Annotated in this window: 18 protein-coding genes, 3 tRNA genes and 1 other RNA gene; 3 read left to right on the top strand and 19 right to left on the bottom strand. The window is 32.2% G+C overall.

Going from position 1 to position 24,280, the window contains the following annotated elements; translation table 11 throughout:
• Nucleotides 1-22 precede the first annotated feature (22 nt).
• From cas3 to H0Z29_08405, 6 genes are all read right to left on the bottom strand, one after another.
• A complete protein-coding gene (cas3, locus tag H0Z29_08430) occupies nt 23-2,374 on the bottom strand; it encodes a CRISPR-associated helicase Cas3' (protein MBO8131523.1) in 2,352 nt (783 codons plus the stop codon).
• The gene (gene cas5b, locus H0Z29_08425; GenBank protein MBO8131522.1) at nt 2,319-3,089 is read right to left on the bottom strand and encodes a type I-B CRISPR-associated protein Cas5; all 771 of its coding nucleotides are present in this window, start codon (nt 3,087-3,089) and stop codon (nt 2,319-2,321) included. Before cas5b ends, cas3 begins: the two co-directional genes overlap by 56 nt.
• A 15-nt stretch (nt 3,090-3,104) precedes the next feature.
• A complete protein-coding gene (gene cas7b / locus H0Z29_08420) occupies nt 3,105-4,019 on the bottom strand; it encodes a type I-B CRISPR-associated protein Cas7/Csh2 (GenBank protein MBO8131521.1) in 915 nt (304 codons plus the stop codon).
• Between the two features lie 19 nt (nt 4,020-4,038).
• Nucleotides 4,039-5,832: a TIGR02556 family CRISPR-associated protein gene (locus H0Z29_08415; GenBank protein ID MBO8131520.1), complete on the bottom strand. Its 1,794-nt coding sequence runs from the start codon at nt 5,830-5,832 to the stop codon at nt 4,039-4,041.
• Nucleotides 5,825-6,580, bottom strand: a complete 756-nt coding sequence (gene cas6 / locus H0Z29_08410; protein MBO8131519.1) for a CRISPR-associated endoribonuclease Cas6 — start codon at nt 6,578-6,580, stop codon at nt 5,825-5,827. Before cas6 ends, H0Z29_08415 begins: the two co-directional genes overlap by 8 nt.
• Before the next feature lie 184 nt (nt 6,581-6,764).
• Nucleotides 6,765-9,137: a phosphoketolase family protein gene (locus H0Z29_08405; GenBank protein MBO8131518.1), complete on the bottom strand. Its 2,373-nt coding sequence runs from the start codon at nt 9,135-9,137 to the stop codon at nt 6,765-6,767.
• A 692-nt stretch (nt 9,138-9,829) separates the two neighbouring features.
• On the opposite strand from H0Z29_08405, the gene H0Z29_08400 reads away from it, so the two are divergent.
• The gene (locus H0Z29_08400; GenBank protein MBO8131517.1) at nt 9,830-10,636 is read left to right on the top strand and encodes a ZIP family metal transporter; all 807 of its coding nucleotides are present in this window, start codon (nt 9,830-9,832) and stop codon (nt 10,634-10,636) included.
• 49 nt (nt 10,637-10,685) lie between these two features.
• On the opposite strand, the gene H0Z29_08395 is transcribed toward H0Z29_08400, so the two are convergent.
• Nucleotides 10,686-11,330, bottom strand: a complete 645-nt coding sequence (locus tag H0Z29_08395) for an ATP-binding cassette domain-containing protein (GenBank protein MBO8131516.1) — start codon at nt 11,328-11,330, stop codon at nt 10,686-10,688.
• Nucleotides 11,331-12,069: 739 nt separating this feature from the next.
• On the opposite strand from H0Z29_08395, the gene H0Z29_08390 reads away from it, so the two are divergent.
• The gene (locus H0Z29_08390) at nt 12,070-12,213 is read left to right on the top strand and encodes a hypothetical protein (protein ID MBO8131515.1); all 144 of its coding nucleotides are present in this window, start codon (nt 12,070-12,072) and stop codon (nt 12,211-12,213) included.
• Nucleotides 12,214-13,061: 848 nt separating this feature from the next.
• Here the strand turns inward: H0Z29_08390 and H0Z29_08385 are convergent.
• The 7 genes from H0Z29_08385 to H0Z29_08355 all read right to left on the bottom strand — a co-directional run bounded on the left by H0Z29_08385 (nt 13,062) and on the right by H0Z29_08355 (nt 18,366).
• Nucleotides 13,062-13,661 (bottom strand): stage II sporulation protein M, encoded by a 600-nt coding sequence (locus H0Z29_08385; GenBank protein ID MBO8131514.1) that lies wholly within the window; start codon nt 13,659-13,661, stop codon nt 13,062-13,064.
• Nucleotides 13,604-13,807, bottom strand: a complete 204-nt coding sequence (locus H0Z29_08380) for a hypothetical protein (protein MBO8131513.1) — start codon at nt 13,805-13,807, stop codon at nt 13,604-13,606. Before H0Z29_08380 ends, H0Z29_08385 begins: the two co-directional genes overlap by 58 nt.
• Nucleotides 13,808-14,455: 648 nt before the next feature.
• Nucleotides 14,456-14,528 (bottom strand) — tRNA-Met (locus tag H0Z29_08375).
• Nucleotides 14,529-14,609: 81 nt separating this feature from the next.
• On the bottom strand, nt 14,610-15,782 hold the full coding sequence (locus tag H0Z29_08370) for a hypothetical protein (GenBank protein ID MBO8131512.1): 1,173 nt from the start codon (nt 15,780-15,782) through the stop codon (nt 14,610-14,612).
• 3 nt (nt 15,783-15,785) lie between these two features.
• The gene (locus H0Z29_08365; protein MBO8131511.1) at nt 15,786-16,850 is read right to left on the bottom strand and encodes a hypothetical protein; all 1,065 of its coding nucleotides are present in this window, start codon (nt 16,848-16,850) and stop codon (nt 15,786-15,788) included.
• 175 nt (nt 16,851-17,025) lie between these two features.
• Nucleotides 17,026-17,100: transfer RNA gene (locus H0Z29_08360), tRNA-Val, on the bottom strand.
• Nucleotides 17,101-17,154: 54 nt separating this feature from the next.
• Nucleotides 17,155-18,366, bottom strand: coding sequence for a glycoside hydrolase family 27 protein (locus H0Z29_08355; protein ID MBO8131510.1), 1,212 nt, complete (start codon nt 18,364-18,366; stop codon nt 17,155-17,157).
• Between the two features lie 772 nt (nt 18,367-19,138).
• Between H0Z29_08355 and ssrS the strand changes: the two genes are divergently transcribed.
• Nucleotides 19,139-19,313, top strand: a non-coding RNA gene (ssrS, locus tag H0Z29_08350) — 6S RNA.
• On the opposite strand, the gene H0Z29_08345 is transcribed toward ssrS, so the two are convergent.
• From H0Z29_08345 to H0Z29_08325, 5 genes are all read right to left on the bottom strand, one after another.
• The gene (locus H0Z29_08345; GenBank protein MBO8131509.1) at nt 19,313-19,894 is read right to left on the bottom strand and encodes a YigZ family protein; all 582 of its coding nucleotides are present in this window, start codon (nt 19,892-19,894) and stop codon (nt 19,313-19,315) included. The two genes, ssrS and H0Z29_08345, sit on opposite strands and share 1 nt — an antisense overlap.
• Before the next feature lies 1 nt (nt 19,895).
• The gene (locus tag H0Z29_08340; GenBank protein ID MBO8131508.1) at nt 19,896-21,542 is read right to left on the bottom strand and encodes a T9SS type A sorting domain-containing protein; all 1,647 of its coding nucleotides are present in this window, start codon (nt 21,540-21,542) and stop codon (nt 19,896-19,898) included.
• A gap of 2 nt (nt 21,543-21,544) precedes the next feature.
• Entirely contained in the window at nt 21,545-22,861 is a 1,317-nt protein-coding gene (gene der / locus H0Z29_08335; GenBank protein ID MBO8131507.1) for a ribosome biogenesis GTPase Der, read from the bottom strand.
• Nucleotides 22,848-24,137: a DUF512 domain-containing protein gene (locus tag H0Z29_08330; GenBank protein ID MBO8131506.1), complete on the bottom strand. Its 1,290-nt coding sequence runs from the start codon at nt 24,135-24,137 to the stop codon at nt 22,848-22,850. Before H0Z29_08330 ends, der begins: the two co-directional genes overlap by 14 nt.
• Before the next feature lie 48 nt (nt 24,138-24,185).
• Nucleotides 24,186-24,256 (bottom strand) — tRNA-Gly (locus H0Z29_08325).
• Between the last annotated feature and the right edge of the window lie 24 nt (nt 24,257-24,280).

Here is a 24,280-nt window from a genome sequence, read left to right as displayed (position 1 = left end):
AAACAAAATTGCTTATAATTATCTACCATATACTCGCCGAGCTAATTTTTTTAAACCCTGTTTCTATATCATAATACTCATCTAACTGGTTTCTTGAAACATAGTAAATACCGTTAACTAAGGGCGGTTTGTTTAGTTCAAGGTCTTTCGAATTAACACTTATTATATAGTTCTGTAATTTGTTTTTTATTTTAAGGTATTCTTCATGTTTTTTCCAAAAGTCCTTTATTTCGTTTAATGAATAGTATCTTTCCCAAATATTTTCTGCTTCAGAATCATATTCAATGAATACATCGAATTTTTCGTAATTTTCATCAATTAATTTAAAAGTCGATATAGCATAATCATCATCAGTATATTTCAATTTCTTTATTGAATCAAGAATTTTCTCAGACTCCATAGAATTAAAACTCAATAATTTATCATAGTAGCAATCACAAAGATATAAGAATTCTTTCTCTTCATATTTTGTTTTATTTATAAATGTCTTCTCTGTAATGTCCAGTAATGATATATCATAAATATAAGATGCAACTAACCTTCCTCTTTCATTATCCTCCAATTTAAAAACATGTACTTCTCCAGCACTTTTCATATTAAATCTATTACAGCGTCCGGCTACCTGATTAATTGAATCCATTGTAGCAAAATCTCTAAATAATATATCTGCATCAAGATTTACACCCGCTTCGATAATTTGAGTTGAAACTAAATAATATTCATCCAATCTATTAATATGTCTTAATATTTCCAATCTTTGTTTTGGAATAATATAAGATGACAAATAGTATGCATTTTTAAAAGAATTTTTTGTCTTGGAATAAAAATCTGCAGAAACTTTTATTGTATTCAAAACAACTATTATCTTTTTCTTACCAGTTGAATGTGCTTTTACATATTCAACTAATTGATTGACATTCATGTTATTTTGTATATTTATTTTCAAATGAGTTCTATTTATACTTTTAAAATACTTTTCTGAATTTGCCAATTTCAACACTTTCTCTTCTGGCAAAATTTTAGGCTGAGTGGCAGTTACTAAAATGATGTTGCAATTCAAATTTCCAGAAAGAAAGCTAAGCATCTCTCCAATCACTTTCCAATATTTTATTGGTATTGACTGTACTTCATCAAGGATTATCACACTATTTAATAATCGATGAAACTTTTTTAATGCCCTATTCTTATACCCTATTAACGTGTGGAATAATTGAACAAATGTTGTAACAATAACTTTACTATGCCAGCTCTCAGTTAATAGCTGAGATTCTGAATATGAAAATTCTCTATCATCATATTTAAAAAATAATTCGCTTAAGTGATGGTGTTTTAAAAGAAATGAAGCGTCAACTTCCCTTTTTAAAACTGTTTCAAACATCTTTTGAATCTCATGATAATTCTGATCTATAATTGAAGTAAATGGTAGACAATAAATAATTCTCTTTAATCTTTTTTTCTTAAGCAATTTTATAGCAAAAGATAGAGAAGTAAATGTTTTACCAAACCCAGTAGGAAGCTGAATGCTAAATATATTTTTATTATCAATATCACTTATTGAATTTATTACCTCTTTATATGCATTGTTTCTCAATTCATCAAAAAATTCTGTACTTTTCGTCCAACCTCTCATTTCTCTGTATATATCTATAATATTTTCAGGTATTTCAAGATTTTGTTCGGGAACAAAATTTAGCCCGGCAGCAAGTTTATCTGCATCTACAAGTATAGAGTATAAAATATTTATTATAAAATAGTAATCTAATCTTTTATTATTGATTAAAAATTTGATAATCACTTTTTTAATTTTAAATGATTCCGGAAGTGTTTTTATTCTCATTTCTATTTCATCATATGATAATGGAACATTTCTAAAATTTAATAATAAGTTTATAACATCTTTGTCTATTGATTCCCATTGCTTTCTTATTAAAGATATTTGATTTTGTTCTAACAAAATAGATGTTTTAGGATTTTGCAAATCACCGTGGTGATATCTAACTACTAGAAAGGCAATAAAAGAATAAAGCTTGATTAAATTACTATCTCTAAATATTGGTTCTAATAATTTTTCGACAATCCAATAAGTCACTAAGGATGATAAAAGCGAATGATTCGACAATTCTGTTTTAACTTTGTTTTCAGAAACAATATAATCCTGAAAATATTTTGTCCCTTTCCCTATATCATGGAAAAATGAAATATTACTTAACAATATTTGCCATACTTTCTTGGGTAACAATACATTTATGCAATCAGGTAAATCTTTTAAAAATTTTTTAGATAGTTCTTCAACTTTCAATGAATGTTCTATCCATTTTTTATCGGGAGGATGGGATATCCATTTTATTTTCGAATAAATATATTCTGATTCCATTTTCCAACTGCCAGTATTTTTTTAATTTTATAATTAGATCTCTACCATTCATTTCATATAAAACGGTAGAATATTTTGTAACTTTTCGATTATTATCCATCTCAACGGGGATTTTATCTCGCTGGTACACCTTACCTGATTCAATTTTTAAAAAATCACTTATATCATCAATACCATCTATACTAACTACCGACGAGATTGAAACAAATTTCTTTAAAGAATTTTCTATTTTATCAACATTATATAAACCAACATATTTAAATTCAGCAATATGTTCAGAAATACCTAAAAATGGAGTAAATATACTTTTATGATTTTTGATTAATTCTACTAATTTATCCCAAAACGAGCTTTCCTCTTTCGAACCAACATACACACGATAATAAGGATCTTTCAAAGTTTCAATAATTGTTTGATATCTGCTTTTTTCAGGAGGCATGATTTGCATATATTTTGCCTTTTTTGTTTCTATCCAATTATATCCCATTCTATAAGTTTTTATAGGTTTGATAATTTGTATCCCGAATAAATAGTCTCCTAAAATTTCCAAATAAAAGTTATTATCTTTTGGATTGTTAGATAATCCTAATATCGCACCTACGATCCCTTTTAATGTCGTTATAGGTGGAAAATGAAAAGTGAGTGGCGAGGCAGTAGTGTAAAATTTCTTAAACAGAGCCCAATCTCCCCAAATATCAAATGCTAAAATTTTCATAATTGGACCCGCTAATTAATCAAATGCTAAAAATTCGATATTATCTATTCCCGTATAGGAAGAAAGATTTGCCCAAGAATCTCTAGGAACAACATTTAATCTCTTATCAAAGGAAACTCTTATTCTATGAATTTTAGTGCTATTATTTTTAATTACATCCAATAGATTACCAACATTCAATGACAAGTCAGAAATATCTCTTATTTCTTCGTAATCATAATCAGAGTTTATTTTTACCAATTTGTCAAGATCTCCTATATGGTAATTGTTTTCTTTAAATTCAATATCTATTAGTAACCTTGGCATATGTCCAACTTTACTACGGGAAATTAAATTTTTTGTACCATTCCACATGGCTTCGAGTAGCAACATGTGATCTTCTTCTGTCATTTTAGAGATTTTAGCAAGGTTTTCATTCGCAATACCATAAAATGCTATTAGAGAGTAAGGTACGATATAACATTCGGTAAAAGTCCCCTGTTTTTTTGATTCCTTTGATGGCATAACTGTTGTTCCCTTAACATAATCAATTTTTACAGAATGCAAAGATCTTCCAAATCTAAACTGTACAGGACCAGTAAATGTTATAGTCTTGTTTTTTATAGCTGCTGTTGCCCCAAATAACCTTATATCGATGCACTTATCAAGCAAATCACTGGGACTATTTATCTTTAATTCATCTAATCTTTCCTCCTTTGTTTCAAGGTCTCCTGAATCTTTTCTAACTTCTTTAACAAAAACTGTTAATCCTTTATAATCACACAGATAATCTCTAATAGTACGCTTCAACCTTACATCGGTTACGATATTGACTCCAGTTTCCTCATCAATCCTTGGCTTATTTTCATCAGCGGGATCACCATTCGGATTCGCATCTTTTACATCGTATAAAAATAAAATTTCATGCCTATTTTTTAATAATTCTGACATTTTTTCCTCCCCATATTTATTAAATCGTTGTTTCTTCTTCAACCTTCACACTCTTAAATAAAGATTGCCCATTCTCATCTTTTGCATCACTTAAATCCATTCCTAAAAGAAAATAAAAGTTCAATTCATCATCTTTTAAGTTCCATTCATTACCTGCCTTAATAAAATACTCAGCTATTATTTCTTCTAGCTGTTTGTAATAATTCTTATTGTACTCTTCCAGTTTATTTTGAGCCTCAGGGAAAATTTTGATTATATCTTGCTTGCTCATTTTTAATCCTTTTATTCTCTTTCTAAATGGATCTGAGCCTCTATCCTGTTTCTGGATATTTAGTAAAAATTGAACTAAAACTCCTGTTAGGAATACCGCTTTTTTCGCGTCAGTATCGAATGTCTCTTTAAAGGTATCAAAAAACTTATCGATTTTTTCCCTTATCTCATTGTTAATTACATTTAAAGACATTTTTCCATCTCCTCCTACATTTTTACTTACAAAAAGACCAAGTCTATTTATATACATTAACGTCTGCCATGACTTCAATGTTGTAGGTTTAGTATATGAAAAATCTGGATTGACAAAAATCGCTCTTAAAGTGTTTAATATCAAGCTTAATAGATAATAATAGTCGATAGGCCTTCTCTTAAACACCTTTTCCACTATGTTTAGGAAAATTGTTGTATCTCCAATGATATACTTTAAATTGGCAAAGTTAAACTCTACATTTTTCAATTCGTCCTTTTCTTTATATGCATTATGAAAAATCCAATATTTTTCAATTTCTTCCTTATTTTTTATCAATTCCTTAATTGATGAAGGCAATATATCTTGTAAATATAAAATAATAGAGAATTTTTGTTGTACTTTCTCGTAGAATAAAAAGTCAAAAGAAATCTGATCGTTTAATTCGCTGGCAAAGTCAAGTATCTCATCTTCATCATCAGCAAGTTTCTTCAAATCTTTCATCTTTACTTGCTTTACTCGGTCATACTCAATAAAATCCAGACATTCTTCTAGTAACTCTTCTTTATTTAACAATGATTTTGGTATTAAAAAGTAAGGTATTCTGGCAAATCTAAAGCTCAAATTATCTTCAACGTGTTTCTTACCTTCTTCTAAATATAAACCACATTTTTTACAAACTGGGAAATTTCTCCAGCCATATTTTGATTGAAATCCTGAAGCTATATATCCGGGTTTATCAAGACTATAAAAATTCCATGGTTTAATATTGCCCATAACAAATCCTTGACTCCCACATATGCTACAAGTACCTTTATTATTAGAGATTTTTGATTTATTTTCATAATAATTATTTATAAGATATTCTCTAAATTCCTTTAAGTCACCCAAATAACTACCGTTAATTTTTATAGTCAAAATACACCCAGTTAGATCTAATTCTTTATCTTTTTTAATTAGATCGTTAAAGATATTATCTTTGTTTTCAATTATTGATTTTGCAAGCATACCTACAATACCTTTTCTATTTACATTTCCTGACGCCCAATTTATGATTCGGTTATGAAATGTTACCTCAATACCCTTACCACTGATTAAACATGTTGGTGTATAATTGGCACCAGCAGCGGCCTTTGGCTTATATAAATACTTTCTGTAATTCAAGCTATCTGCTTTATTTGTTAATACTTGACAGTATTTAAGTCCGTTATTTTTTGTTTCGAAATCAATTTCTATAGCATTCTGATTGTCATTATTTACAGGATTTTCTGTTAATATGGAGATTATATCGTCAGGATCAATATTTTTCCTTTTTAAAGAATATTTTCCAATCCCCCTTATTGCTTCAATCATTCTTCCCCCTCCACACTTCCCACATTCCAAATCCCTGACTATTTTTTTCACCAAGTCCGGCATCGTAGGAGAGTGAAATTAATTCCGGATCACCTGTTAACCTATAAACACCGTCCCAGGCTTTTATTACATAATCTTTATCGCCTAATATCACTTTCTCACGATAATTTTTTAATGGAGTAATTTCAACATTTCCGTCTGAGAGCTTACCATTTACCAGATAGTACTTTTTCCTGAGGTTTTCTGTCATTTTCCTACTAAACTCTTCTTCATATGGAGTATAATAGTAGGTTTTTCTCGATCCATCTTTTTTATAAAGAGTACTCCTTATTGTCATAGGGGATAGCATCTTTATAGTTACATCGCCATCAAATGACTGTATATTATATACCTCTATCGATTTAAGATATAACTTATTCTTACCTAATTTAAAAGACTCCCTCTTTACCATCGAACTTGCTATATATTGAAGAATTTTTGTTATAGGACTTGCTATATAAAAATGTATCTCGGAATCAAAGACAAGTTCATCTTTAAATTTTTTATCTCTCTCATTGAAGTATTTACCATATACTTTGGAAAAGGTAAACAATTTGAAATTCCTCTTTTCATACTTAAATCCCACATTATGAAGAAATTCTGAATATCTTTCCGGTAGGATAGTATAGATAAGATTCCGTATATACAGGTTGTATTTAAAATTTAACCTGATCAAATCATTAGCGAACAGAGTTACTTTTATTCTCACCGTTACTCTTTCAACATTTGTATGTAATTTAAATTAATTTTTTTCTAAAACAATAAAAATTTTTACAAATAAAAATGTTATTTTATTTAAAAGTTTATTTAACTATTTCTATTTTACATTCATCGAAGTTTACAAAATTCCGAATACAAAATATACCTATAGAAAATTTTTTAAACTGGGATTCCTATACTCCGAATTCCTTTTTATCCACTCCTTCCTTATAGGCATACTCCAGCGCATCTATTTGCATGTCTTTTAATTTATCCTTGAACGTATCACCCTTACCCTGAAGCTTTGGAACCCTATCTATTACATCCATAGCAATACTGAATCTGTCAATCTGGTTCATAATAGCTAACTGCATTGGAGTGGTTATTCCACCTCTACCCTTTAAAAATGTGGTAAGATACGTGGAATCAATCCCGATCTTTCTATTTTCCCTATATCCTCTAACGTGGAAATTTTTATGATTGGTCCTTTTATAAGCTAATCGGTGAATAAGCCACGGATAACCATGAAAATTGAAAATTACTGGTTTATCCTTGGTGAAATATGAATCAAATTCTCGGTCAGTTAATCCATCGGGATGTTCCCAGTTTGGAGTAAGTACCATTAAGTTTAAAACATTGACAAATCTTATTTTCAAATCAGGAAAATGTTCTTTCAGTAAAGCTACCGCCCCTATGGCTTCCTTTGTTGGTATGTCTCCACAGCTTGCAATCACAACATCTGGTTCCTCATCAACATAACTGGAAATAAAATCCCAGATTCCAATTCCTTTTGTTGCATGCTTGAACGCCTCATCCACATTCAAATATTGAGGATGATTTTGCTTATCAATTACAATGATATTAATTCTATTTGTAACCTGAAGCCCATGCCACACTGTCCAGAGAAGTGTGTTTGCATCAGGTGGAAAATATACCCTTACAATATTAGGCCATTTATCTACTATAGAGTTAATAAATCCCGGGTCCTGATGGGTAAATCCATTATGATCCTGTCTCCAAACAACTGAAGTGAGAAGTAAATTGAGCGATGAAATAGGTGCTCTCCATGGTACATCTGTAGATATATCAATCCATTTCCCAAACTGGCTGACCATTGAAGATATTATAGGTGCAAAACCTTCATATGTATTTAAAAATCCATGTCTACCTGTCAATAGATACCCTTCAAGCCAACCCTCTATAGTATGTTCAGATAACATTTCCATAACTCTACCATCAGGTGACAGATATCCTTCATCTTCATCGACAGGGTATGTATTTGCCATCCATGCTTTACCAAATTCAAAAGTTGCATCCAATCTATTTGATTTTGTTTCATCAGGACCAAAGACTCTGAATCTATCACGATTTAGCTTTATTACCTCTTTTAAGAATTCCCCAAGTGGGCGAGTATTTTCCTTTTTTGTTTTTATTCTTTCTTTAATTCCAACAGCAAAATTAATAGGATCGGGAAGCTTCAAAGCCTTTCGTAATAATCCACCATTGGCATGGGGATTTGCACTCATTCTCTTTTCCCCTTTAGGCGCTAACAAAGCCAGATCATCTCGAAGTTTACCACTTTTGTCAAACAACTTTTTTGGTTCGTAACTCTGCAACCACTCCTCGAGAATTTCGAGATGTTCAGGATTTGTCTTAGCATCGGAAAACGGAACCTGATGCGCTCTCCAGTATCCTTCTATGTATTTACCATTAACTTTTTTAGGAGCTGTCCAGCCTTTTGGAGTTCGAAGTATTATCATTGGATAAGCGGGCCTGGAAGTAGCTTTTCCCGATTTTGCATCATCTTTTATATTCTTTATCATCTCGATAGCTGAATCCATAGCTGTCACCATTTTACCATGAACCTCCATTGGGTCTTCTCCCTCAACCAATAAGGGTTCGTATCCGTATCCTTTAAAAAGAGAAATCAACTCGCCATTATCTATCCTCGAGAGTAGCGTTGGATTATTAATTTTATAGCCATTCAGAAGTAATACTGGCAGAACTATACCATCTCTGGCTGGATTCAAAAATTTATTCGAATGCCACGATGTTGCCAGAGGACCAGTCTCTGCTTCACCATCTCCTACAACAGTTATTGCTATTAAATCAGGGTTATCAAAAACGGCACCGTAAGCGTGAGAAATGGCATAACCGAGTTCTCCGCCCTCTTGTATTGACCCAGGAAGCTCAGGTGTGCAGTGAGAACCAAACCCACCCGGGAATGAGAATGACTTAAAAAGATTCCTCATTCCCTCTTCATTCTGACTGAACCTAGGGTATATTTCACTCAATCTACCTTCAAGATAAACAGGAGAGATTACACCTGGAGCTCCGTGACCGGGACCAGCTATAAAAATTGCGTTTATATCGTATTTGTTAATTACTCTGTTTGAATGGACATATACAAAACTAAGTCCTGGACTCGCTCCCCAGTGACCAAGAATTCTTCTCTTTATATGCTCAGGTTTTAATGATTCTTTAAGTAACGGATTGTCAAGTAAATATATCATACCCACAGACAAATAACAGCAAGCTTTCCAGTATTCATTAAGTTTACTTTCCATTATTATCTCCTCCTATCAATTTGCTATAAAGTAAAACCTATTTTCGATTAAAGCAATATGAATAAAGTAAACTGGATATGTATTTTTAGATAAAACCTGCTAACTGATGGGTGCTCTTTCATGGCAGATTGCTTCGCTTACGCTCGCAACGACGGGTATGGGGGACCCTGCCACGTCATTGCGAGGAGCGAACAATAGTGAGCGACGTGGCAATCTAACCTGAAAAACAGAGGACAGTATGGAAAAGCAACCCATAGCTGTTACTGGCGCACTCTTTCAGTGCAGATTGCTTCGCTTACGCTCGCAACGACGGGTGTGGGGGACCCTGCCACGTCATTGCGAGGAGCGAACGCCAGTGAGCGACGTGGCAATCTAACCTGAAAAACAGAGGACAGTATGGAAAAGCAACCCATAGCTGTTACTGGCGCACTCTTTCAGTGCAGATTGCTTCGCTTACGCTCGCAACGACAGTGAGGGGGCAGGCTGCTTCGCTGACGCTCGAAACGACGGGCATATATAATTTCTTTCCATCCTATTCAAATATACTCAAATTGATTGCATAGAAATTGGGAATACCCGAATTATATTCTGCTTTAACTTTATCTCATTTAAAAGACAATGAAACCTTTTTACAAATATTTTTTATTTTTGCTTTGTTTAATTATATTTAAAAAAATGCGAGGGTATATTATATGGAAGGATTATTTCAGGGACTTGTTAACAATGTAATTAAAATCGCATCCGGCAATATAATATTAATTTCACTATATGCTGGACTGCTGGTTATGGGACTTACCTCACTTGGAGCACTGTTCGCAATTTTCTCTACTAAGATGTCATCAAAGGGAACTGAGGTAAGTCTATCTTTTGCCGCGGGTGTCATGATCGTAGCGAGCTTTACAAGTCTTATTCTCCCTGGCATAGAAAAGGCAGGGAAATTTTATCCAGTCGGGATCGGAATAGTTTTGGGAATATTGCTGATATATTTCATAGAAAAGAATGTCCCTCATGAACACATATTAAAAGGCTACGAAGGAAGTGATGAATATAAAGAAAAAATAAAAGTGGTCTGGCTAATAACACTGGCGGTGATAATCCATAACTTACCCGAAGGGCTGGCAGTGGGAACCTCTATTGCCTTTGATAAAAGATTGGGATTATTGACTGCTCTCGCAATTGGAATTCAGGACATACCTGAGGGAACTGTAATAGCGTTACCAATGGCAATGATAACAGGCAAGAGAATTGTCCCTATACTGATTGGCGTTTTAAGTGGATTTTCTGAACTGGTTATGGCAGTTGTTGGTGCCATATTTTTTAAATATTTTTCATTTTTGTTACCATATGGTCTTGGATTTGCAGGTGGCGCAATGCTATATGTAACAATAAAGGAAATGATACCTGAAATTTACAAAAAGCAGGAAAATGAAATCCTTATTACTTTTTCCTTTTTTATTGGATTTTTCGTAATGCTATTTTTGGACAGCTCATTAATGTGAATCTCAATATTGTTCACACTGAACTATCACCTGAAACTGATTATATAATTTAGCTATAACTCAGTGAACCATTTTTCATCTCTAATTCCACAATCTCACCTTCCTTAATAGAACCCTTTAAATCTACCTCATGATGTACAGTGATAATACCTATTCTATCGCAAATTTTTTCACTTAATAATTTAATCAAGAGAAACCGTCCTTTTTCATCCAGCCCTTCAAATGGTTCATCGAAGATTAATATTTCAGGATCGTGCATAAATGAAGAGTAAATACCAACTTTCTTTTTATTTCCTTGCGACAATTCCCTTATTAGTTTCTCGTTAGAAAAAAGCTTATATGAAATGGATTCATTAATTTCGTTTGAAAATTTATCTATTACTACTGGTTTTATTTTATAAAATAAACCCTTAAAATTTAGAAACTCAAGAGGAGTCAAATAGTCAATCAGGAAACTTTCGTCCAAGTATATTCCTGCCCTATATAACCAATTTTCATCTTGATTGCTTGCTCCGAAGATTTCAATTCTGCCAGAGTTTTGTCTATATAATCCACATATGAGTCTGAGTAGCGTTGTTTTCCCGGAGCCATTCCCACCTTTTATTTTATATATCTTACCCTTTGCAAAAATTAGCTCAGGTATCTTTAATTCAAAATTTCCAATTTTATAATACAGACTTGACAAACTTATCATAATTTCATCCTCACAAATATTCTACTTTTGTTGTTTAATACATACTTTCTTGATAAAAGTAAGATTAGATAAGTATTCAGTATAGAAAATAAGAACAATGACACAATTATTGCACTTTCATATCTATTTAGATATACCTCTAAAGTCTCTTTTTTTAACATAATCAAAAGATATACAGAATACATATATGAAATTGCTGGAAATGAATTCAAAAGATTATACCCGGCAATCCTGAAATTTAATTTATAAAATAATTTGCTATACGGATCTATTGGCTGTAAATAAACAATCAAAACCAGGCAGGAAAAAAGCCAGATATTATATATAATCAGAGTACTTATGCATATATAGGAAGAAAAACCCCACAATAAAGCTAATAATAAAGAAAATAAAGAGTATATAATAAGAGAATATAAAAACGATCTCCTGAAGATATAATGGAATCCATATGGCACTGTTAGCCAGAAAGCTATCGACCTTGATTTTGTTGGTAAAAACGTATTAAATAAAAAAAGGCAGATAGAGTACGGGATAAAAGGAGACATACAGACAACAATCTCCTCGGGTAAACTTGTTAAAAGTGGAGTGAATACTTTTAATATACCCATTGAAATCAGAAAAAGTAATAATACCATCATAAGATAATAGGATTTTCTAAGATAATTACATCTATGTGTTTCCTTAATAATAAAATCTATAAATTTCATTTCTCAAAAGAGATCCTTCGGACTTTCTCCTTATGACTAATGTAGTTATAGAAATTACATTGGCTAATATTATTAATAAAAGGGAAAAGGGGATGTCGTTATACAGAGGAAATAAAAGAGAAATTAAAGCACTTGAAATAAAAGATAGCGAAAATATATTAATTAATATTTCGTAAAATATTAAAAACCTTTTACCTTTAGGTAGAAACGCTATGGATATAAATGGTAAACGAAGAGATTTTGATTTCCATCTATTCAGTAAGAATATTATAAAAATTATCAATGCATAAATAAATATCTGAAGAAGTGATCTATTATATACCTTAAACAAATACAGCATAAATACTACAGTTATCCATGTCGAGTAAAATATCAAATTTCTGTAAAATGAATCAAAGAATGTTTCATTGTTGTAATTTTTTCTAAGATTATATTTAATGCAATATATAATCAACTTAATGTATTTTGCCATAATGATCGTAATAAACTTAGGAAGAAATACAAAGAATTAATAAGAACCAATATCAAAACGTCTATATATATTTTTGTTCTATAAATTATTCTGTTTATAAATACACACCACAGGCTAAAAAGAAAAAACGCAATTGTATTTATTTTATTAAATCCATATTGACTAACCAATCCGGTCAAACCATTTATTTCTAAAATGTCACCAATTTTAAATTTGAACAGGTAAAAAGTATAAAATTGAGAAAGAAAGAAAAATATGAAACCGTAACCAATCCCCAGAAAAAGCCTGGAGAAATTTTTTTCTTCGTCTAATTGCATCAAAATATTATCAATGAAATTCAAGAGAGACGTCATAAGTAACCACAGAATAAGAATAGTAAAGGGTATGTTAAATATTGTAATGTAGAAAAAAGGTTTAAAATAATAATCGAATTGAGCACTTCTAATCTTTCCTGAAATAAGAGCAACATTAATAATAGATAACATAGAAACTAAAATAGGAAATAAGATACCGAAGTATTTATACCTGTCCAAAAGTTTACCAAATAAATCCTTATAATTTTGCAGATACATAAGCCTCGATTAAAGCTGATAGTGTAATTATTAATATTGAAAAAATTATTTCAAATTTACTCTCCGTTAGTTCAATAGATGGATTGAAACTTTTTATGTAGAATCTTTTTACTCCCTTTATACCAATTGCTCCGCTTAATATGATCCCAATGATTTCAATACTGTGCGGCATAAATTTTTTTAATAAAAAAATGTGCCAGTTTTCGATATTTAACATGGCAAATTTTAACCAGAATCCTATAAAAAATCCATTGGAAATAAGTGAAAATATTGGAGTTAATCCAAATATATAGCATCCCGAAATATTGATCAGTATTACTAATAAATTATTAACAAAAATTCTTACAAACAGAGTATTACTATTAATATCAATTTTTTTCTGAATTACTAAATCTTCATGAATACCTATTTTAATAAACCCACTTACTAATAATCCAAAAGCGAACAGCAGAAAGGCAAAACAAATTCTTGTTCTAAAACTTAATTTAATAATTTTTACTAAAAAGGATTTTTTTGCTATAATTATGCTGCAACAATTGCTCCTGCCAAACCGGAGGCTAGGCCTGCTACATAACCCCAATAAACACCTACCATTCCAAATCCAAGTTGACTCATTGGATCAGGTAGTTTCAATGCAACACTCATAGCAACCCAAGCATTTGATAATGGTACAAACGTAAACGATAATAACAAAATTAGGAATAGAATGAATACTAATCTTTTCACGACTAATCCCTCCTCTCTCTTTTTTCCGTCGGACTATTAATCCGACATCATAGTTTCATATAACGCCAACCCACATCCCCACAATTTTCTCTGCCCCTTTATAACTTGAATTAATTTTACTAAACTGTTTTTTTTGTCAAGGATTTTTTTGTTAATTTATTTGAAAAACCATGCATATAATAGAGAGCAATAAAATCGATTGATTTAAAGGTGGCAATTAAAAAAGCACAGCTATCGCAGAAATTATATTCCATAAGTCTTTCATAATTAAAATTTTAATTTATTATGGTAACATTGAACATATAGAGATAATCAATCCTGTATCATTAAGTCTGAGTACACATGATAATTAATGTGTTAATGTAATTGATCTGACCAGTTTATATATATCACTCTTGACTCCTTATAACATATATCACATCCCATCCAAACAATATCTAAACTGTAACTTTACCTGTAGAGTTGTAATATCTTCAGAAGGGATCAAAAAACCCACCCGAAGATCCCATGAGAGAACCCACAACCTTTTTCAATTATAGATTGAAAATGAATAATGTGCAGTTATTAAATTTGGAATAACAGGCAATTAGAAAATATACTTTTCTTCTAATCCTTAATTCTACACTCCACATTTTTAATTAATTTTTGTAGCGGGGGTAGGATTCGAACCTACGACCTTTGGGTTATGAGCCCAACGAGCTACCAACTGCTCCACCCCGCGATCAAATTGCCTTACAATTTAAAAAAATTCTATCACTTTTGAAATAATAATTTTTATTGCAATAAAACACCTCTTCCCTTCTTATCTCCTGTAATACCTGCACATAAAATCCACAAGCATTTCAACATCGCAACTCAAAAGAATTTCGTATTTATCCCCACTACCTGCATAAATAAATAGCTTATTTTCAATAGCAAACGCCCCCATAGGAAAAACGACCGCAGGAACGTCAACCGGATAATCTGTATCCCCATAAAGTTCGTATGGTTTACCCGGGATATAAAACGGAAACTTCGAACGCGCTATTATTCTCGCTGGATTATCATAATCTAAAAGTGCAATATTAACGCTATATCCTCTATCAATACCCTCATTTAATCCATATTGCCGACATATCTCTTTATCGATTCTGCCGACAGCATGATAAATAAATAACCATCCCTCATTCGTTAAAATCAACTGAGTACCAGGACCAATTTTCTCTTTTTCGTGTGGATAGTCCCCTATTCCAAGGAAGAAATATCTTTCTTTATGTTCATATACATTATCCCAGAACTCCTTATTTACTTTTGGTTCTAATAGTACATCAAGGTCATCAAATTTTACCAGATATATATTTGGATGAAATCGCAAAAACATATAATAACCTTTATCATGTTCAAGTAATATTGCATTTCTTGAATCAAACGATGAGATAATGCCATGATATTCAATTTTATTAAAGTCTTCGGTACTATATATAGCAACTCTGTCGGCGTTTTCACCTTTAAAAGGTGGTTTTACCTTACCACACCCTATTAATATTAATAGATATTTCCCCTTTGTCTTTATAATCCTTATATCCTCAATTCCATACATAAAATCTCCATGTTCGGTTCCGTCACCCTTTATTACGACATCATCCCTCACTTTAAAATTAATTCCATCCTCACTTTCCAACATCCATACCTCTGAAATGTAGTTTTCAAGTATCGTTCTTTCAAAACCCAATTTTGGATCAAACCATTTCGTTTTATAATAACCCCTATGACAACGAGGCGTTAAAATCACCTTATTATCAAAAATATCTGCACCTCCATTAAACACTGCCCCAATTTTTACTTCGTCCTTATCTTGCCAGACAAGCCCAAGATCTTCAGGTTTTACAACAGGATTTCCATTAAAACTGTTTAGCTTAAACATGTAGTATTCGCCACCAAATTTTATAATTTCACCATCATCAAAGTTTTTCAATTCAATTTTCATTCTTTCCATAATTCATCCCTCCAATAAACCCTTAAAAATATTTATAAATCTCTTAGCAACTTCATAACAGTTATTTTTCTCCAGGAATTTCTTTACAATTTCTCTATCAAAACCTTCGACAAAAAGTTTCTTCAACTTCTCAACAAGATCCTCACTGTCTTTATATTTAATAATTTCATTACCATAAGTTTCAATGTAATTTGAATCATGAAAGACTATTGGACACCCCGCCCCGAGCACCTGGCACACAGTACTTGAAATTACAGCCTTATATTTTTTATTGCTTTCCCTATGTATTAGCAGTGCATCAGAAGCATATAGATAAGTATATATTTCATCAATGGCTAATGCTTTTATTTTTAAATCAAGAAAATCATATTCTTTCCTTTGCTCATCAACAATTTTCCAATTACATTCAGGATTTAATACCACTAAGTATTTTAAATCAAAATCACTGCTTAATTTCTTTAAAGCAGGTAAAACGGGTAAAATATCGTCAGCACGAAAACCAAAGGAAAATACAATTTTTTGATTATGTTTCAATCCCAACTTCTGCCTTGCCTTTATTTTATCTCCTGGTTTATATGGAGCATATGGATAAGGTATCTTATGAATTATCTCCTCACTCCAGTATTTGACAAGGAACTCCCTATACCTATCATCGAAACATACGATAGCATCCCAATCGAATTTATAGTAAAGTGGATCATCAGGAGCTTTCCCTTCGTGTACAACCATTATTGTCTTTGCCTTTTCCTTAATATTATGCCATATCTCTAACAGTTTCTCCGCAGGTAGCCTCTCCACATTTTGAGCTACAAAAACTTCATAGTTGCTTTCAAAAATTGAACTGGGATCAAAATAAGAAGCCCGTGTATATGGATGCACATTTTTCACAGAAAAATTTCTTATAACGTACTCCTCATCCATTTGCCCGGTTGGTCTGGCATCTGGATGTTCAATTGCTGAAAATACTATTAATTTATGACCAAGCTCTACCCATGACCGACCAACCAATTCCGCATGAATAGAAGGTCCATTAGCAGCATTCCACAGGCTCATCATAGCTATTTTCATTCAACAAACCCTCTCAATCCTAAGCAATATCGAAACTAACCTATCTCTAAACCTACTAATAATTTAACTAAAAATTTGTATTTACATAATCGTATATACTTCACAATTATATATGTATTTGTAGACAAGTATTAAATAATTAATCCATTATAAATATCTGGGTGTAAAAAATTTGTGGGCGCTATCCGACTCGAACGGATGACCTCCGCCTTGTAAGGGCGGCGCTCTATACCAGCTGAGCTAAGCGCCCATTTTACAAAAATCGGCATCTAAATTAAACACTACAATAGAATTTTTCAAATTATTATTTTTCAGGTATTAATCGTAACATTGCAACATCATGGGATATAAGTTTTCTTCTGAATGGTTTTTCCGTTGTTCCTATATTTTTGTGCTCCCATAAATCCCTAATCGAATAAGTAGTTTTATTACAATCAAAGGACCTTTGGGATATGCCATCCCATGTATAATTTTTTCTCCAATCCCAAAAAATATCTTTAGTTTCAAGACTCCTATTTAAAAATAAAACAGCCCAATCTTCACCATTTAGTGGTCTATACCAAACCTCTATTCCATTTTCCTGCCTAAATCTAAACCCCGGTATTCCCAGAAAATCCTGATCCACCGCTATTACTTCCTTATTAGTCAATATTTCAATCGTGGTCTGGGACATATTTCTTACATCGTTACCGGCAAATAATGGAGCTGCCATCATACACCAGAGTGAAAAATGGGCTCTATCCTCTGCTTCTGTCATGCCCATCCCAACTACAAGCATATCCGGATCATTCCAGTGATCGGGTCCTGCATATTGTCTCAAGGGTTCGGTCATATCAGCAATTCTCATCACTCCCCATGATTTCCATGAACCGTGGTTCACCACACCATCAAAGCTTGGATTATCCTTTATAATATCACCTGTAGTTCTCCATAAATGACCGATATCTTTTGCCCATTCCCATGGTTTATTTGTTCCCCATTCACAAATACTGAAGACAATTGGTCTACCTGCTTTAAATAAAGCATTTCTCATAATAGTATAAGCATCCTTTGCATCTCTTGAGTCGGTATAACACCAATCATATTTTAAATAGTCAACACCCCACTCAGCATATTTAATCGCATCCTGGAACTCATATCCCCTCGATCCTGGTCTGCCGCCGCAGGTTTTCCAGCCCGCACAAGAATAAATCCCAAATTTTAGACCCTTTGAATGAACATAATCAGCAAGCGCTTTCATTCCCGATGGAAATTTTTCAGGGTCAGGTACAATAAATCCTAAACTATCTCTCTCATTCGCCCATCCGTCATCAATAACAACATATTCGTATCCAGCATCAAGTAATCCATATTCAACCATAGCATCAGCTACTTCTTTTATTACTTTTTCATTAATATTCATACCAAAAGTATTCCAGCTATTCCAACCCATTGGTGGAGTTAATGCCAGCTTTTCAAATTTCTGTGGGAAAACCAAATTTCCTATAATTAAAAATACAATCAATAATTTCCTCATCACTCACACCCTCCTCTGTGCATGATCATACAATTTAGCAATCGATAATATCTTTAAGACTTTTTATAGAATCAAGGATAAATTGAGACTTTATCATGGCTTTATTAAATACATCAATATTTATCTGTTTTTACCAGACATGTGCTCATACCAGGATTAATCGTACCATTCTATCAGTGTTTATATTATCACTAACTATAATCACATTTTTAAATGAGACTCAAATATTATTTATAACTATCCTAAAAATTTCTCTTAAGGGCTTTCCTGCCATAATGCTCTCTTTCCAGGATGTATAATCGAGCGTATATATAGAAATATCGGCATCTAATATATAACCACCCTTTGTCACCCGGTATATATTATTTTGTTAAAAATCTGCTTTTAAATTTCTGCAATTAAATTCACCTCTTATATATCCTATTACCATACATTTGATATTATCTCCAACAATATCAAATTTCTCAAACTTTTCTTAGTTCTTTATCACTATATAATTAAATTTTTCTAACACTCTTTTTAATTAAAATTTCCTTAATTAATGGCTTTAGAAACAATAAATATTTTATTAATGTTTATCCAAACTCGAATTTAGTCAACTCCACTTTTATAATTATCTCTTTAAATTGAATGAACCTATAAATGCTTTTGTACAAGTATAAACATTTACACATGTATAAAAAATATTAGGAAACTTAAAATACCTCTTGATGTTATGTAGTAGACTACTTATATTAAATTTGCGGTAATTGAAAACAGAATGAATAAATAGAGCTTCCTGCAATGGCAAAGTGCTGTATTGCTGGGACCAACACCACAAGAAAGGGAGCTCAACTCCGGGCGCGGAAAGCAGGCCTCTTCGTCGAGGAAGCTTGAACCGCTCGGGAGGCACCCACCGTGACTAAGCTGGGTTCCAGTTAATCTCACTTTGCCATTGCAGGATCTTTTATTTTGATAACACACTCAGTTTATTTTTTAATTTCTTATACAAAGATTCTTTTATCTCAGTTGTAATCTTTACCACATCCTCTTTATAATCTAGGTTATAATCTAGATTGTTAGACCTTAATATATTTACAATATTGGGCAGTTCTTTATAACCAACGTAAAAACAATCTTTTATTATTTTCTCATACGCAGTAATTCCCGCCTTCTCTACGGTTCTTGTCGTTATATTACTGTATGCTCTTATCAGTCCCCCTTTACCAAGTTTTGTTCCGCCAAAATACCTAACAACAATGCAGATCAAATTTACTAAACCCCTGTTACTCAGTACTTTTAATATAGGTTTACCTGCTGTACCAGAAGGTTCTCCCGCATCATCAAAATAATAATACAATTGTCCGGTATCTTGGTCCAAGTATCGCATTGCCCAGCATACATGAGTAGCTTTTGGATGCATTTTCTTTACCTTTTCTATTTTACCATAACCCTCATTTTTAGTCTGTATTTTATAAACATAACCGAGAAATTTCGAATCAACAATTTTTTCGGTATATTCAACCTCATTTACAATCTCATTATACATACTACCTCAGAAATGTTACTTTTTTATAAATATTATTTTCCCCCAGTTTCACATGAACTATATAAACACCCGATGATAGGTTTATTTTAGTAAATTCGCTAATATCTATATCAATGATATTTATACCCAACTCGATATCTTTTTCAATATATCTGGAATATACTTTTCTACCCAGTATATCAAATAAATTCACACTAACTTTATCATAACTATTATCGGAAAATAATTCGATACTTAATCGAGAATCATCTGTAAATAACGGGTTCGGATAAATCTTTGTTATTTCACTAGAAATTTCAACACCTTCTGGTATTGCCAATGCATTAAAAGAAACAGAAATACTGCTATCCAGACTTGTGTTAGTTATAAAAAATGCAAGAGTATCATGAGAACCAAACCATCCAAGGGGAAAATACCTTGAATTTCCAATAACCCCGAATATATCATCCTTCAAATATCTATCAATCAAATACCCGAAGATTGTAAGTTCAAAATTTTTACTAATATCAGTAATTTGAATAATACACCTATCGTTAAATGTCAGAAGTACAGGTAAAGTCGCATATCTGTTGACTCTCTTACCTATACAGATAGTATCCCTGTTAAAAAAGTTACCAACAAAAGAATAATTCAAAGGAGGAAAGAACTTCGCATCAGCACAAAGTGACCTATCTGGATCATATTTATTATTTGAATAATATATTTTATAAAAAAATCCATTCCATAGCTCAGCCATATTTGTATTATAACCACTCATTATCTCATTAAATGCATCCATGGCATACTTATTCTCACCGATCTTATCCCATATCTCTTTTATTATCTTCTCTCCATATAAATCAAAAACATATCGTAAAAAAATACCCAGAGAATAGCTATAACTATTATCCCAGACTGATTTATATGGGAAATAAAAAAATTGTCCTAAATAGTTCAAATAATCATTGGCTTCAGGATATGCTCTTTCCTCAAACCAAACGGAGCACCACTCTAAAAAAAACGTATCTCCATTCGTTTGGTCAACATTATTTGACTGATACCAATTATACCCCAATTGTACCATATGAAAAAATTCATGAGATATTGTAACATGAAGTGCATCAATCCCCTTTGTATTGTATGCCGTCTCTGAATAGTCATTGTCTATTTCCAGGTAAGAAGTATAATCATACTCACGCTTAGTTGAAGTTACCGCATTTTCAGGCCAGGTTATTCCGTAATAATTCCCTTTTAAATTTCTTACATATATATCAATCTCATCTCCATCTACACCATCAATAGGCGGAGGTTCAAAGCCAAGTGTATCAATAAGAAGTCTATAGGCCCTTTCCGCTGTCCTGGACACCTCATCTATATAATCAGGTATCCCATTATTATCTTTATCATCTATACTTACAGAATCCTGACCTGTAGTTGTATAATGTATTTTAAAATGTCCATCAGTACTCAGTATATATTCGGGTAGCTGTGGACGAGATGATATTTTATATAATCCTTTCTTATTTATATACGCTATTAAACCCAGGTCATCCTTACTATTAAAACTCGTTAACTCCCTCTCGTCAATACCCAATTGCTCTAAAAGTGAAGTGGAATAAATGGTGGATAATGAAAACAAACATATAAAGATCACATTTTTAAAAGACAAATCTATTTCCCTCTAAAAAGTAACTTTATTGGAACGCCCATAAAATCACATATTTCCCTTATTTTATTCTCTAAAAATTTTCTATAGTTTTCTTTTATTCCTCTTGGCTCATTGCAAAAGAAGACGAAAACAGGAGGGGCTTGTTTAATCTGGGTTACATATTTTATATGAATAAATTTACCTTTATAGGAAGGAGGAGGCATTGCTTTTATTATCTGAAGTATGCTATCGTTCAGTTTACTTGTTGGAATGCGCCTTGTTAGATTTTCATATATTTGCAGTGCAGTAGGATATATTTGAAATATTCTCTTTTTTGTAATAGCCGATGTAAAAAGTATTGGATAATCTTTTAATATATTTAATCTACTTATTAAATTTTTTTTATATATATCCATAGTGTCATGTTTTTTCTCGATCAAATCCCATTTATTTACAATAATCATCATTCCTTTTCCTTTCTCGATAACCTTTCGAATGATATTTATATCATTTACCCCTATACCTTTAACAGCATCAATTACAACAGCCGCAATGTCACATCTTTCTATTGCTTGAATTGTTCTAATTGCACTGTAAAACTCTATATCACTCTTTACAGCGCTTTTCTTTCTAAGTCCAGCAGTATCTATCAATACTATCTCGTTTCCATAATACTTGACAGTCGTGTCCACAGTATCTCTCGTCGTTCCCGGTATCTCTGTTATTATACTAACTTCTTTACCTAATAGTGCGTTTAATATCGATGATTTCCCTACATTCGGCATACCCACTATTGTAAGTTTAATTTTATTCTCATCTATCTCTTTATCTGCTGTTACAAATGGTAGTTTCTTAATAATTAAATCCAGCAAATCACCCGTATTTGAGCCATGAAGAGCAGAGATTAAAACGGGTTCGTCAAAACCAAGCTCATAAAATTCAACTACATCATTTTGAAGTTTCTCATTATCAACCTTATTCACAACCAATATCACTTCCTTTCCCGATTTCCGTAACAAACTCGCTACTTCTCTATCCTCAGAAACAATTCCACTCTTCACATCCACAATAAATAGTATAAGATCTGCCTCATTAACTGCAAACTCCACCTGCTTCCTGATAGCCTTAGAAATTACATTTTCATCAGTACTATACCCACCAGTATCGACAAGGACAAACCTATTGCCACCCCAGGTAACTATTTCACTAATCCTATCTCTGGTTATCCCAGCTTCAGAGTGAACTATAGCTCTTCTCTTTTTTATTAATCTATTAAATAAGGTAGATTTTCCCACATTGGGACGTCCAACTATTGCAACAATTGGACTATTTCTGGACATGATTTATTAAATCAAAAAAATTTTCGTTAAAAACAATTACTTTTTTGCCCAATTCCCGTTCAATATCTTCTATGGTCATATCATCTATGAATAAGCAATCTTCATTTATACACCGGGGCGGTAAAACTATCACGTCATAACTATTTACAATATCCTTCAACTGTTCTACAATATCTACACCTGCCAACAAACCCGAAACAGTTATAGAATCGCCAAAAAAATTATTAATAACACTTACAGTATCAACATGTAATCCATCAATAGTATTCAAATAGGATATTACGTAATTATTAAGTACTGATCTTGCAAGTACTCCCGTTACAAATAATGCCCTCTTATTACCTTTGATTTTCTTCGGTAATTTTTTGATTATCTTCCTGAACTCATCCAGCATATATCTGGTCAGTCCTACACCATTATCCAATTGATAATAGAAACCATAATAACTTGAAACTGGTATAGTCCTATTTGCCAGAAGAAAAATCTCATCTGATAAGTAGACAAATTTATTCCCCTCCGAATTAAAATAATTTTTTGTCCAATTTTTTGAACACCTTATTAGCTTCCTTGCGTATTCAGAGTCAACAGGTGTCAGTTTGTATCTGTTTTTTCTAAATTTAGTCAGTCCCACTGGAACTATAGCCACTGATTTGATTGAACTTTTATAATGATATAAATCAGAAATTGTTTTCTCTAAGGCTTCTCCATCATTTATCCCTGGCATTAAAACAATTTGAGCATGAAGCTCTATCTCGCCTCGCATTAAATAGTCCAATTTATCAAAAAGATAATCATCACTGTCCCGTTGAAAAATCTTTTTCCTCAGATTCTTATCTGTTGCATGTACTGAAATATATAATGGAGATAATCTCATACGCACTATGCGTTCAAGATCAGATTCTTCAAGATTTGTCATCGTTATATAATTACCATATAAAAAGGAAAGTCTATAATCCTCATCCTTAAAATATAATGCTTTTCTAAGGCCAGGAGGATTTTGCATTGCGAAACAGAAAATACAATTATTATTACATGATCTAACTTCAAAATCTTCAATAACTATACCGAGCTCATCATCATAATCCTTCTCTATTTCATAATCAATAAATTGCCCATCCCGTTTTGTCCTCACATTAATTGTTTCATCAGCAACGTAGTACTTCAGGTCTATTAAATCATTTATCTCGTGTCCATTTATGGAAACAAGGAAATCACCCGGTAAAATTCCAACTTTCATTGCAATGCTATCCATTTCAATCTTTAATATTTTAACCATTTAATTCATACTTTAATTTTGTTTTAAAATTACAAAGAGGGAAAATCGAGCGGGTGAAGGGAATCGAACCCTCGTATCCAGCTTGGGAAGCTGGTGTTCTACCACTGAACTACACCCGCTTATCAAAAATCATTATAATAAAT

Source organism: Candidatus Neomarinimicrobiota bacterium, assembly GCA_017656425.1.
Lineage (GTDB): Bacteria > Fidelibacterota > UBA2242 > UBA2242 > B5-G15 > JACDNV01.
The sequence above is the reverse complement of the archived record's forward strand: the minus strand, read 5'-3'. Positions and strand labels throughout refer to the sequence as shown.